The sequence below is a fragment of the Paenibacillus sp. JGP012 genome (genome assembly GCF_014203995.1).
In the GTDB taxonomy this organism is placed as follows: Bacteria; Bacillota; Bacilli; order Paenibacillales; family Paenibacillaceae; genus Paenibacillus; species Paenibacillus silvae.
On the sequence record NZ_JACHKG010000004.1, the window covers coordinates 68,250 to 82,040 of the forward strand.

Consider the following 13,791-nt stretch of genomic DNA (forward strand, 5'->3'; position numbering starts at 1 on the left):
TGTTTAATTAAGAAGCGCTAAACTCCTGAGTTATATGTCGGCATATCATATAGATTTGTGTATATTTTTGTCGAATGAAAAATATTTTAATTCAATTTTGATGTAATTCGCAGGATCGTTCCTTTAATGGAATTCGTTTATAATGAAATGAAATGAAATGAAATGATGGCGTATGATTTAGATATAGACGGAGGCAGGAGGAGGAAAGATGAAGATGACCCAGATTTGGCATGCTTCAATGCAAGGAATGCCCTGGAATGAAGAGAAGATGAATCAGGCCGTTCAGCATTTGCGGCGCAGGGCGACGGTTCATTTTCGTGTCGGTGTGGATACGGTTGAGGATCTGGCCCAATTGGATGCGAAGGTTTTCTCAGCCAGACCCGATCTCATTCTTCACATCTCTAATGCAGATGTCCATGCAAAATACGAATCCAGTTTCCTCGGACGCTTGGCGCAGTTGAAACATGTGTCTGCTTTACAGCTGCATGTTTCCCAGAAGCAGGATTTTAATATTTTAGGTGCAATGAGTCAGATGCTTTTTCTCATTATAAACTCCCCAGCCAAGGCTACGGATTTGAGTTTTATTGAACATTTCACACAGTTAACGTATCTTGAGCTGCATGGGAAATTTGAAAGCCAGACCTCCATCGAGAAATGCAAGTCTCTGGAGACGCTCATCCTGAACTGCCCGGTCGATTGTCTTGACGCATTAGCAGCGCTGCCAACGCTTCAATATTTGTCTCTTGATAACTGTGAGTTGAGAAGCGAACTGGAGATACTGGCACCGTCATCCATCCGTATACTCAAGCTTAGCTCCGTGCGGAAGCTGACAAGTATCCATGGACTGGAACGTATGCCTGGACTGGAATTTCTGCATTTATCCTTGTCCAAGCTGGAGCAATTATGTGATTTCTCCCAAATGCCCCGGCTCAGACAGCTCGAGCTCAGTTATATGAAATCGCTTCGGGATATGGAGTGTTTGTGGACTGCCACAGCTCTTGAAGCGCTGGAACTGAAGGAGATCAATACTGCACTTAAAGCAGAATCATTCGCCCGGCTGTCAGAGCTAGAGCGGCTGCGCCAGATCGATTTTCGCTTCATCGATTTTAATAAAGGGCGCATTGCTGCTATGCGTGAACAGCTCATACAGCAAGGAAAGTCGCATATTCTGTATGAGCATATTCCGGAACAAGATCGAGTACAGTCCATGGCGATCGAGCATATATCCCGATACTTGACATAGAGAATAATGTGAAGGGGATAGCCATCAGATTTAGATTGAAGGCGCAGTATGGATCCAGCTTTCTGCCCTATGTGTTCAGATCGGTAAGCGCAGGCACGTTAATCTCCTTGACACAGGCTGCGTTGGACAGGCTGACAACACACTGTACGATGGACACGATGTCTTGAAGAGGGATGCGTGTCCCGCCGTACTCGGACAATGCACGTTCTGCACCTGCTTCGTACGGGATCTCTGCCGCCAGCTCGCCTGGGTTAATGCATGTTACCGCAATGCGGTCCTTCCTGGTATGTTCGCGTAAAGCTTCTGTGATACCCCGTAATGCAAACTTGGAGGCGACAAAAGAAACCTGCGTGCTGACCGCATTGCTTAGACCGGCGGTTGAGCCAATCACAATAATTTTGCCTGCCGCTGACAGCCGCAGTTGAGGCAGCAGTGCCTGAATACATACAATGGTGGACGTTACGTTGACATGAATCAGCTGTTGAATATCGGCAGGTTCATCCTCATCAAAGGTATAATGCTCCTCGAATCCTTCCTTTTCCCAGATGCCCACGTTATAAATAAGAACATCCAGCGTTTCGCCGCGCAGCTGTTCTGCAATGTGCCGGGCGGCCTGAAGCTCGGAGAGATCCGCCTGAATCCATATCCGCTGCACACCATCGTCCAGCTTCAGGCTTTCCGGCCTGCTGCGAGATACAACCCATACTTTATCACCAGCCTGCGGCAATCCTCTGACAAATGCATCACCCAGTCCTTTACTGGCCCCAAACACAATAAAATTTTTCATTTTTGAAAATCCCCCTTATGTGATCGTTTGTACCAACCCGATTATTAATATGGTATCACCATAAATTTTACTATAAAGGTGCAGTATGGAACATGAAGGTTGAATGAGGCATGTTTCATGTTTCAGATAACAGTACAATCTCTTCTCCCCGCTTCTGTCTGAACGTGATATTATCTCTTCCCCAGGCACACATCACATCGACAATTGTATTGGCTGTTACCCCGTATTCAGTAAGACTATATTCTACTTTCGGAGGCATCTGCTGATAGACATGCCTTTTGACAAGGCCATCGCGTTCCAGTCTTTGAGGTAAGCATCTTACTTCATTGTGTGTATTTTCTTTTGGTCTGGCACAGTGGATAATGGTTCGTATTCAAACATGCAATCTTTTTTTGGAGAAAGGAATGGATCGACGTATGAAAACATTAGTTATTCTGGCACACCCGAATATAGCTGCTTCAAGGGTGAATCAACGCTGGAAAAAGGAGCTGGAGCAGCATGCAGAGGAGGTGTACATTCACGAGTTATATCGGACCTATCCTGACTGGAGCATCGATGTTGTTCGCGAGCAAAAACTGCTGGAGGTGCACGAGCATATCATTTTACAATTTCCGTTCTATTGGTACAGCTACCCGCCACTGCTTAAAAAATGGCTGGATGACGTTTTCACTCATGGCTGGGCATACGGATCAAAGGGAGATCGTCTGCACCGAAAGCGGATGGGGCTTGCCATCTCCATTGGAGACAAAGAGGGAAATTATGCAACAACAATGTCGGTTGGCTTCAGTGTGGAGGAGCTGGTTGCACCCTTCAAGGCGAGTATGAATCATGTCGGCGTTATGGCCTTGCCGCATTATGCTGTCTTTGGTGCCTCGTTTCGGGCAACCGATGAAGAAATTGACCAAAGTGCGAAAGAATATATTCGCTATATCAGGCAGTTCAGAAAGTGAAGATCAAAACCAAAACTAAAATGACCTGGCTCCACGAAAAGTGAAGTCCAGGTCATCAGATGTGGTTGCGTACAGCGTAATTTCATCTGAAGGCTGACTAGGGCGTGTCTTGAAACCTACTGAAGTGCATCTTTTACCGCCTTTTCGCCCCCTGCTGCGTCAGTTTCCCTTGACGTGCCCCGGCACGCCTGCGGAAAACTTCCTGGCTTGGAACGAAAATTCAGCAAAATCTGCTTCCTTCAGAGTTTTCAGACACGCCCTAAAGGCTACTCTATACGGAAAAAGTCGAAGTCGGCATACCCTCCGGTAGATTTGGTCGCATAGTTAAACAATGCGAACCGATAGCCCATAAAGTGTGGCAGCGTGTACGACATTTGCAGTGTGTTGCCAATGGTAGTCCAGTTGGTTCCATTCAGACTGTAAGCAAAATAAGCTTTATCCGTTTGATTCGTAAAATCACATATGACTCGCAGATAGACCTTGTTTTGATTCAAAGGTACACTTGCGACTTCAGTCATCGTGCCCGAGCTGGCATTAACCATGACGATGGATTTGTTGTTGCCGTTCATCTTAACCCCAACAAAACCATATTTGGCCTGGAACGCAGCGAGTCCGGCATAATCTCCGTCCTTCATACCCGCTGTTTCCAGCGCGGTAATGCCCGTGCTTTTTGGACCAATGGTACGCTGTGTCAGCGTATTGCGTGCTTCCAAAATGTTTTTGCTGAGCTTGCCTGTGGTTAAACGCAGGAAGCCTGGCCGCTGGCTCAAGGACCATTTGCTGGCATCAGGGTTGTGATTCCACTGCCAAAATTTTGAGAGACCCAGCGAGCCAGAAGCGGCATTGAATTCATCCGAGCCGTAAATTTTGGTCGTTGGCTGGCCATCCACTGGCAAGTTCATGGTCATCGGGACTTTGCCATTAACTCCGAATACAGGCCAGTTGTCTGACCATGTGACCGGAACCAGATAAGGGATGCGTCCGATGGCTCCGCTATCACGGAACAGCATACCGTACCAGACCCCGGAGGCCGTGTCTACGATCCCCCCTTGGGCAATACCGGAATCTCTTAACACAACTTTTCCAGTATAGGGACCTGTCAACGTATTTGCACGATAAGCAAGCTGGATTCGTCCATCACCTGCCGGCCAGGCAATCAGAAATACATAATACATGCCATTAATTTTCTGGATATGTGCCCCTTCAGCCTTAACGATCATATTGGAGCCGGCGATATTGCTGGCATTCGGAATCAGTACCTGATTCAGTCCTCCAGATTTGACGGCTTTGGCATCCGGTGTTAGTTCCACAATACTGATGTTATCACTGCCGTGCACAAGAAAGGTCCGGTTTCCATCGAAAAGCAGGGACGGATCATGATAATAGCTGTTTAAGGTATATGGCGTCCACGGTCCAGTTTCAATATTGTTCGTCTGGTAGATGTAGGTCCTTCCCGTGGAAAGCGAGCCGAAGGCTACATAATAGGTTCCATTGTTGTAGCGAAGGCTGCTCGCCCAGGAGCCGCGTCCATATTCATTTTGACCATTATTCAAATTCTGCACATCGCCGTTGCCAAGTGTGTCATACACGTAGTTTACAATGCTCCAGTTGACCAGATCGTACGACTTCATGACAGGTACGCCTGGATTCATATGCATGGTGGTGCTGGTCATATAAAAGGCGTTGCCTACACGAATGACGTCACTGTCCGGCACGTCTGCATAAAGCACCGGATTGTTAAAAGTCGCCGCATAGGCGGGCTGATGAGTTAGAGGCAATGCTGTCAACAGCAAGGGAATGGTGAGCAGAAGCGCTCCGATTTTTTTCCACATAACGATGCCTCCCTGAAAGTCATGATCACAAATTATAGAGAGTATTCCAGATAATCAATGTAAGCATCCCAGGTTCCATTATCTGTGGTTACAACGAGCTTTACTTCCTGATTCCCCGTAGCATGTGTGATGTTGGAAAGCGTCTGCACCGTTGATTGTGTTCCGGTAAAATAAAATGAACCTGCCGTTACACCGCCGATCACCAGATCGACACGGGCTGTACTGTTATTGTTGGAAGCTCCTCTTAGAGAGAACTGATGTGTTGGAAAGGCAAAATATTGATTGTAGGCTGCATAGTCATCGTTTGCATACAGCGCAACTCCGTTAAAAGGCGAACTGATCACACCTGCGTATGGACCGCCTACAGTCATATTTTCCGCTTCAATCCGTGTCACAGAAGGGTTCGGGTTAGGATTAGGATTTGGATTTCCCCCTGAACCGGAGGTGAACTGCCAGTAGTCCAGATTGAACAGATTTCCACTACCTGAACCGGTGAACACAAGATAAAGATTGTGAATGCCGGTCGTATTGTTAACGTTGGTTTCCAACTCACGCCAGGTCTGTGCCCCGCCCGTAGATGTTACGTTAAGTGTACCAATCAGGGTGCCTGTCGGACTGCCAAGTCGGAGCTCAATGTTACCATTGCCGGTAGAAGCCACGTTCGCTTTGAATTTGGAAGCTCCTGTTGAGCCGAAATCGACATTGCTTACAGCAACCCAGTCGCCATTATGGATGTTGGTTACGTTCTGATTGGATGTTGGTCCGCCGCTTGCCTGACTTGGCTGTGTATTAATGCCTGCTTGCCAGGCGATGGTTTCAGCTTCCACGCGCACATACGGGTTGAGGTTGGCCGTCTGCGGCACACCAGTCATATTGCCTTGTACCTCCTGAATCGTACCATCTGCATTATGCGTCAGCCTGTTGATGTGTGTGGAACGGTAGCCTTTGCCATCTCCGAGGAAAGCCTTGCTGACCGTTTGTGCATGATATGCGACGTACCATTGATTGTTAAACTGGAACACAGCATGATGGTTGTTGCCGCCAACACCGAAGAAGGTGCCCGGATTTTTGAGGAAATGACCTTTATACGTAAAAGGACCCATTGGGCTGTCACTTACCATATATCCGATCTCACCTTTAGGGTAGGCTGCCGGGTGATTTCCTGCAAAATTGATGCAATACGAATAGTAGTATTTGCCGTTGTATTTATGAATGCCTGAATCTTCAAACATATAAGGGGCATCAATGGTTGTTGCGCTGCCCACAACACTGGTCATGTCGGCACCGAGACGAATGACCCGAGATGTTTTGGGATTGGCGATGGAGGCCGCGTTACTCTCGTTCGGAATGCCGCCCCCAGCATATAAATATGCCGAGCCATCGTCATCCACCAGTACAGCCGGATCGAAGAGCCAGGTTACGCCTGACATTCCGGGTGTTCCGTGAGTTACGAGTGCCCGTCCAATTGGATCAGACCAGGGACCAATTGGGGAGTCTGCCGAGAGTACACCAATGCCTGCACCCGAGTTAGCAAAATACAGGAAAAACTTTTCTCTGCCGTTAACGGTTTTTTTGGCAATCGCTGGAGCCCAGGATTGACTTGCCCAACGGGCAATGCCTTGTCCATTATTGGCATTATTGGCGCCAGCTACTGGAATGTAACCGTGGTCCGTCCAGTTCACCATGTCAGCTGAAGAGATCACACTGATTCTTCCGATAGTACCGTAGTTATTTTCTCTGACAGAGCCATCGTTGTTATACAGGTAGGTATCTCCCGTCATATAAACATAGACCCGATTGTTGTGCACCAGCACATAAGGGTCCGCTCCCAGCTTATGATCAACCAGGGGGTTAGCATTCACAGGTGTTTTGGCAACAGCATTATTGGCTGCATAGCTTGATTCCATAGGCATCATGACAAACACCAGTATGAGGGACATGAGCAGAGCTAAGCGTTTACGAATCATACGTTCGCCTCCATTGGATTAGGATGATGGTACCTTAAAAAGTTGAATTGAAGCGCTTGCAACGATGGAGAGGGTTTTCTTAACAAAGCCTCCTTTCTGAATTAGCGTTTGGATTCGTGCTCAAGATGTGATCTATGGCTCAAGCTGAGTGACCTGCACAAGATGAGAACAACAACAAGGTGGCAGGTGCACAGCTTTAACCCAAAGTAAGAAAGGGAACTGCTGGAGTGTTAATACTTTTAACTATAATCTGTCAGGTTGTTGTTTGTAATCGCTTTCAATAAGATGGTTTAGAAACGGGTGTCGGAAGATTGGAAGGGGTTTTGATGTAATTATTTTTCATATTTTCTTTAAAATGTTTATTGTTTTGACGATATCATATCACATTTTGAAAAGAATACAATCACTTTATAACAAAAAATGTAAAACAAAGTAGAAGCAACAGGGAATACATTTAGGTGCTAACTTCTGAATGTTTATCGTTATACCTCATAATGTTATGATTGGAATCAGGCTGTTATTAGCTCATGGAAGCCTGGCGTTGTATGCCAGGCTTTTAGTTTTTTTGTGATCTATAAACTAGATGTTCCCGACGAATGGTAATAACGATTAATCTCGGTTATGTGAAAGCATCTCTATCGCTTGCCCTGCATGGTATGCAGCAAGATTCCTGGCAAACTGCCGATCGGGGAAGTGTCTGTGAAGAAGCTTTAACCCCCCTGAGGCCAAGGATAAATGATGACATAACCGATAGAATGACAGCCGTGCAGAATCAAGATTTTCTTTTTTAAAATAACGATAATATTCACCGAATCGAAGCTTCAGAAAGCTGTGTTCATGTTCTAGGTCAAAGAACCCTGCACCTTCAATATCAATCAGGTATGGCTGCATTTTATGATCTATTATAATGTGATTGGGTCCGAGCTCATCATGGATGAAATGATGACGGGCACGCGGTTGAATTCGTGATTCCAATTGAGCGAGTTTGTGCAATAAATGGTCATGATTTTCTTTGATCATTGCTATATGTTTGGAGGCATAGAATAAGGCATTTATCGCATCGTCTTGCTTCAACTTAAAGCAGGTGAGCTCTTTTATTTTGTAATCGTTGGCTTTCCCGTAGTGTTCTCTTTCAATTGCATGCATTCTGGATACCATATTACCGATCTCTTGAAATAACGCATGCTTGTCTGGGGTGTCATGATGCTGAAAATAGCTTTCAGCTGAATGCCCCTCAATATACTCGACCAGAGCGAAGTCGAATTCAAATCCGTTTCTGCCATTTCTCATATCATATAAAGCAGGTGTCATTATACCATGATTTCTTAGAAAAACCGTATTCATCGAAAATAGTGAACTGCCGTAAGAGTTTTGGAATGTAGATTCCTTCAGAAGTTCGTCTTGAAAATAGTTGGAAGAAATGTCCCAAATGTAGAGCAGACAGGAGAAGCCATTGGTGAAATTTACTTTATAAATGACTTTTTGAGCCCCGCCCTGTATTCGAGTTTGTTCAGCAGCGTGATAATCATGGCCGAAGACAGAGTGTACGTATTCCTGTAATTCGTGGTGACTAAAGTGAGGATTAGATTTCATTGCGTGACGCTCCTTTTTAAACTAAATTCGCCGGCCAGCAATCTAAATATAGACCAGATCACGCCTGAAAATATAGACTGTTTCTTTGCTTTCTGTTATAGTGTTGCTTAAGGTCTGTACTCTTACAAACAAAATATACATAAGCAGGGGCTGGGCGACTCAATATGTTTGAGTGCACCCAGCCCCTTATTTGTGCTGAAATTAACTGCTTGTTGCGATAAGCCTAGCTGTTCATATCTCACGATTGATATCACCTGCACCTTTAGCTCCCTGTCGTTCAAGCCAAGTAACCAAGTCAGCGAAACCATTTCGCTGGGCTGTATCCAATGGTGTTGAGCCATCCCAGGCAGCAGCCCAGTTCAGTTCAGCGCCTTGCTGGAGAAGGTATGCTGCTGCTGCTTGCTGGCCCCCATGACAAGCACACCAGAAAGATATATTTACTGTATCTGATGGAGCGGAAGAGCTACCTGAAGTCCAAGGATAATATTCCGGTAGTGTCTTTCCTTTAAAATGGTTTTTGATGGCATCGATCTGTCCGAGTGCGGCTGCATGCCAAAGTGCGGTAAGAGCTCCGCGTTCAACCAGACGCCTTGCGGTATTCCACTGTGCAAATGCAACTGCATCGTCCAGCGGTGTTCCCCCGGCAATCACGGCTCCGGATGCTTCAATGTCAGCGCCAGCATCAATCAGAGCATCCAGCGCCTGTACATCATCACAGCTTGCAGCCCAATGCAAGGGGGTCTCGTGATTTGCACCCAGCATGGGGGCGTTAACTTCAGCACCGTATCCAGTCAACATACGAATCGTCTTTGTTACATTGGGAAAATGACCCGGCCAGTCTGTGGCTATATGCAGCAGCGTCCGGGAAACCGTTGAGCAGGCCCCTTTGTTCTGAGGGTTCCGTTCCAGAATTCTTGTTTTTGCCAACCCGGAGTGATCCAATAAAAGCTGTTCCAAAGAGGAAGTATCACCTGTCTGAATGGCTCGTGTCACTCGCAAGCAAAAGAACGTAAAGAAAGTATAATAGTGAGCAGCGTGCCGGCAAAGCTTTAAAGACAGATGCAGCGAATAATTCAAATAGCCTCCTTCTGGAGCCTATTGTTTAACCAGTCCCAGCGTAATATATATCACTCCACGTGATCTATTCACTGATACATACCCGTTTTCTATTGTGCAAGCATGGTGAGGATTTGTTGCTTCACAAGCTCGGGCTGGTCAAGGTATACATAGTGCCCTGATCCTTGAGCAATGACATGAGTAGAATGGTTGGACAATGAAGCCAAATCCAGCTGCATTTCTGCCCATTTCAATTCCATTTCTGGTCCCATACCATGTTCTGTTGCAGAAATAACGGTTAAAGGAAGATCACGCAATGTATCTTTGGCACGCAGCTTTTCAACGTATTGGAAGCTTTTAATGACATCCTTATAGCTTCCCTCAACAGTAAATTGTGATAAATATAATTCTTTAATCTCTTCAGGCAGGGTGGCTAAAATGGCTTCCTCCTGCTTCTCATGAGAGGCGTCGATCAGAACAGCGCCTGCAACTTCATCTGCATAACGGTCGGCAAATGCTCTCACATTCACCCCGCCGAGACTGTGGCCTACCAGTACATACGGCCCTGGAATATTAGCTTTTCGCAAAAGCTTATGTAGTTCTTTCACTTGCTGTTTTGTCGTTTTATCCTTGGCAGTGTCGTCACTAAGACCAAGTCCGGCCCGATCATAGGATACAGTTAACGTTGTTTTGGAAATCTCGGATTGCATATCAGACCAGACGGATGAATCATCACCATACCCGCTAATGAAAACAACGGTGGGAAGAGAGGTTTTTACGCCCTGAATCTCAGCATATAAAGAAACACCTGTGCTAACTTCATAAAGTCCGCTTGAGCCAACCTGATTCGGCTTTGCTTCTGCGAAGGGAGCAATACTAAGAAAAATCAAACAGACACTTAGCAATAATGAGAAATAACGATTCATCGCAAAAATTCCTCCTAAATTTATAATATAATAACTATATATTTACAATAAAAAGTCTACTACAAAACACCAATAATTGTAAGTGAATAGTTTGTGTCTACGACAGGAGGACGATTATTTAGCATTTATAAAGACCATAAAAGAACATAAAAAAACAGGCTACGATGTCATCATCATAGCCTGTCGGTTTGTGTAATTCGCATTAAGTTGTAAAATCAATCACCATGCTGACTCGATCCCCAATCTCTAGACTTGTCACGCCTTCCCCTACCTTAATGACTTTCCCAATCCCTTCATGCCCAAGCACCCTGCCTGTAACATCACCGAAATCGCATTTTTCACGTGTAAGTCTGTGTGGAACACGCCGCAATATTCCATCTGAACGAGTGCTTCTCCATGATTGAGGGGCGCAGCTGTTTTTCCTCTACACAAACCCTTTTATCCTTTGTGACGATGGCTGCCTTCATGTGGGATTCTCCTTTAATAGCGAATGGCATCAATTTATTATTGGGTCCAGGATGTCCCAACCATCTCATAGGATTTGAAGCTGTTTGTAAAAATATGCAAATGTTCTTCACTCCATGTCGGTTAAGCTTTTCACAACAAATTCAAGCTGGGCTTCCAGCGAAATGGGATCACTGAACACGAAGCCGCGGCTATCTTCCCTATAAACATGCTGGTTGCGCACAGCAGGAAGACTCTCCCAGATCGTACCTTCAAAAATTGGAGCAGCACTTTCATCACCTGTCCAGCCACTAATGAAAATGTAATCCCCTGCGTATTGGGGCAACAATTCAAGAGAGAGTTTGGCCCAGCCCTTACCGCTATCAATGGCCTCTTTTTGAATGATAGGGGGAGCCTTTAGATCAAACTCTCCATAGATGATATCTCCACCTCTGCCGAAGCTGCCATAGGCATAAAATTCTTTGGCACTTCCTGAATCAAAGATGGACACGGTACGATCACCAACCGCTTTTCTCACCAGTGGCTTGTATTTAGCAATCTTGGCATCCCAGTCCGCAATCCAAGCTTTTGCTTGTTCTTCTCTGCCTGTCATTTTGCCAAACTCGATCAATTGCTTACGAAAAGGAACTCCGTATTCAACAGCAACGGTCGGTGCAATTTTGGACAGTTTTTCAATGGCTTCTGCATCATTCCAAACCACGATTAAATCTGGCTGCAGCTCCATTATTTTCTCATAAGGCACGTCATTGCCTATGTTTACAACATCATTGAGTTTCCCTTCCGTATAACTGTTGAAAGATTCATCTCCTGCTCCAACGGGTTTAATGCCAAGTGCTAACAAATGCCCGGTGAATGCCCCTGCTACCATAACGACACGTTGTGGATTTTTGGGGATTTTTACTTCGCCGTTAATCGCATTGTAAGTAATCCATTCAGAAGCGCTGCCCGTTGTTGTGCTGGACGTTGTATTTGTACGTGCAGAAGTATTGGTGGCGCTGTCACTTGCTGAAGTTGTGCTTGCTGGTTTGGAGCAGGCGGTGACCAAAAGAGTCAGACATAACAGCAGCGTAATGCCGACAGGTAATTTGCGTTTAAACATTCGTAAATCTCCTCTTTCATCGTTTTGATAATGATTCTCAGTGCTGTTCTCAATATAACGACGAAGTTTACGAGGGGCAATGGATGATCCGAGCTTTATGATAGGATCATTAGCGCTTTTTTTCTGTGAGCGTGTTTCACTTTTATATTGTTTTGGCGTAATTCCAGTATGCTTTTTAAATATGCGAATAAAGTAGGAGACGTCTGGATATCCGACACTTGCTGCGATTTCCTGTAAAGACAAGCTGGTTTGAAGCAGCAATTTTTTAGCTTTAGTGACCCGAACACTTATCAAATAATCAATAATACTTGTGCCGGTTTCACGCTTGAAGCATTTTGACAGATAAGCACTGCTATAGTGAAAGGTGTGGGCGAGCGTTTCCCTGGTTAATGGCTCAGCATAGTACTCCTGGATGTAATTTATGAGCTGAGATGTGAGATTGGGATAGGTGGTATGGACCTTCTGCTGATCCATTTGTCTGAGCAATTCATAGGTGAATTGATAAAACATTGTTTTGACATGAAGATGCTCTAATCGCTTGGTTGTATGCCATTCGCTAAGCATCTGTTCAGCCAGTTTGTATAAGATAGCAGGGTGGAGAGGAATAAAGCCATACTGAACGCGGAATGGCATATGTGGATCCATATGTCGAAGGACCCGCAGATCCACCGGGTTGGGCAAGAAAGCCTTGTACAGAATCAGATAATAATGAAAGGCATCACTGGTCAGGGTGATATCCAGACGAGTACCTTTTCCTCCATGTAATATATAAAAAGGTTTGGAGACATGTTCAGTACCATCTAAAGTTACCGTTGCACTGCCATGTGTTACGTACAGAAAGGCGCTTGCTGGAAACAAATAAGGAGAGTGCCGATCGCCAGCTTCTATTGTAATGTGTCGTATATCCATAATGCTTAATGCTGCCCGATGCCAGATTAACAGCTGTTCTTGTGTATCTATGGTTGCTTTCAATGGAGTGGCTCCCTTCCGTAAAACTGTAAACCCATTCTTGATTGGACTATAATCTATTTTCATTGCTTACTCATGATTTGAACAGGATATTTTCTCCACATCATAAAAGGGATCAATTCATACCCCACAAAGATGTAGGCTCCTGCCTTTTCATAATTAATCCTCTTCCTTGGTGATGGATAATCGTTAATTATCCCCTGTCTTTTGTCCACACGGCTGGTTTAGTGAATGAATATGACTATTATGTGATCTGGAATGTCAAAAATGCTAGAGTAAAAGGTTCACAAAAGGGTAACGATTGGATTAGTGATTCGGGCTGTTGTAGATGCATACACCGGGTAGTGGAGCACGAAAAATCAGATAAGAACATCTAGTGGAGAAAACTTCTTGAAAGAAGGGAATATAGCGATGAGCTTTTTATCTACAGGGCCAATTGAAAATAATTCTGTTAATGGTGTAAGACCGACTCAGACAGTAACGGTCAGAATTGATAATCGCAGCGATGTTATAGTCTCCAATGTACAAATACAAGGGTATTATATGAGTGGCGGGTTGAGAGTTCTGTATATCAATGAATCTTTTGACATTGCGCCAAATCAAGTGATAACGAACAACTACTATGCTAATTTGGATGCGTTTGAATTCACGTTCACTACAACAGCAACCGCTAATGATCCCGTTCAAGTATCTGTATGGGGGAAAAGCAGCACAGATTCCTTGGTAACAGCCCATCGTTTGGTTTCTGCGGAATTGCTGGGCGAAATACCTAGTACCGCTGGAGTTACAGGTGCAACAGGTTCGACAGGTGCAACGGGAGCGACAGGTCTGACGGGAGCAACCGGTGCAACGGGAGCGACAGGTCTTGCAGGTGCAACCGGTGCAACGGGAGCGACAGGTCTGT

The 13,791-nt window shown here is 45.2% G+C and carries 10 protein-coding genes and 2 pseudogenes; 3 read left to right on the forward strand and 9 right to left on the reverse strand.

What is annotated here, in order from left to right; genetic code table 11:
• The first annotated feature begins 208 nt into the window (after positions 1–208).
• Entirely contained in the window at positions 209–1,243 is a 1,035-nt protein-coding gene (locus tag HNR77_RS06870) for a leucine-rich repeat domain-containing protein (RefSeq protein ID WP_260410373.1), read from the forward strand.
• 67 nt (positions 1,244–1,310) lie between these two features.
• Here HNR77_RS06870 and HNR77_RS06875 read toward each other — a convergent pair whose 3' ends face one another.
• Together HNR77_RS06875 and HNR77_RS06880 are read right to left on the reverse strand one after the other, a co-directional pair.
• Positions 1,311–2,030 carry an SDR family oxidoreductase gene (locus tag HNR77_RS06875; protein WP_184182028.1) on the reverse strand — a complete coding sequence of 240 codons (720 nt, stop codon included), beginning with the start codon at positions 2,028–2,030 and terminating at the stop codon, positions 1,311–1,313.
• 115 nt (positions 2,031–2,145) lie between these two features.
• Entirely contained in the window at positions 2,146–2,403 is a 258-nt protein-coding gene (locus tag HNR77_RS06880; RefSeq protein WP_184182396.1) for a winged helix-turn-helix transcriptional regulator, read from the reverse strand.
• Positions 2,404–2,446: 43 nt separating this feature from the next.
• Between HNR77_RS06880 and HNR77_RS06885 the strand changes: the two genes are divergently transcribed.
• Positions 2,447–2,980, forward strand: a complete 534-nt coding sequence (locus tag HNR77_RS06885; RefSeq protein ID WP_184182397.1) for an NAD(P)H-dependent oxidoreductase — start codon at positions 2,447–2,449, stop codon at positions 2,978–2,980.
• 266 nt (positions 2,981–3,246) lie between these two features.
• On the opposite strand, the gene HNR77_RS06890 is transcribed toward HNR77_RS06885, so the two are convergent.
• The 7 genes and pseudogenes from HNR77_RS06890 to HNR77_RS06920 all read right to left on the reverse strand — a co-directional run bounded on the left by HNR77_RS06890 (position 3,247) and on the right by HNR77_RS06920 (position 12,953).
• Positions 3,247–4,812 (reverse strand): glycoside hydrolase family 43 protein, encoded by a 1,566-nt coding sequence (locus tag HNR77_RS06890; protein WP_184182030.1) that lies wholly within the window; start codon positions 4,810–4,812, stop codon positions 3,247–3,249.
• Positions 4,813–4,844: 32 nt separating this feature from the next.
• Positions 4,845–6,779, reverse strand: a complete 1,935-nt coding sequence (locus tag HNR77_RS06895) for a carbohydrate-binding protein (protein ID WP_184182032.1) — start codon at positions 6,777–6,779, stop codon at positions 4,845–4,847.
• A gap of 609 nt (positions 6,780–7,388) precedes the next feature.
• Positions 7,389–8,372: a phosphotransferase gene (locus tag HNR77_RS06900; protein WP_184182034.1), complete on the reverse strand. Its 984-nt coding sequence runs from the start codon at positions 8,370–8,372 to the stop codon at positions 7,389–7,391.
• A gap of 231 nt (positions 8,373–8,603) precedes the next feature.
• Positions 8,604–9,299, reverse strand: a complete 696-nt coding sequence (locus tag HNR77_RS06905) for an ankyrin repeat domain-containing protein (RefSeq protein WP_260410374.1) — start codon at positions 9,297–9,299, stop codon at positions 8,604–8,606.
• A 239-nt stretch (positions 9,300–9,538) separates the two neighbouring features.
• Complete coding sequence (locus HNR77_RS06910; RefSeq protein ID WP_184182036.1) at positions 9,539–10,354, reverse strand: alpha/beta fold hydrolase; 816 nt, start codon at positions 10,352–10,354, stop codon at positions 9,539–9,541.
• 223 nt (positions 10,355–10,577) lie between these two features.
• Positions 10,578–10,821: pseudogene (locus HNR77_RS06915) on the reverse strand (alcohol dehydrogenase catalytic domain-containing protein); the annotation flags it as partial.
• A gap of 107 nt (positions 10,822–10,928) precedes the next feature.
• Positions 10,929–12,953 (reverse strand): AraC family transcriptional regulator, encoded by a 2,025-nt coding sequence (locus tag HNR77_RS06920; protein WP_184182038.1) that lies wholly within the window; start codon positions 12,951–12,953, stop codon positions 10,929–10,931.
• A gap of 324 nt (positions 12,954–13,277) precedes the next feature.
• Here HNR77_RS06920 and HNR77_RS30200 point away from each other — a divergent pair.
• Positions 13,278–13,791, forward strand: a pseudogene (locus tag HNR77_RS30200) (YVTN family beta-propeller repeat-containing protein); the annotation flags it as partial.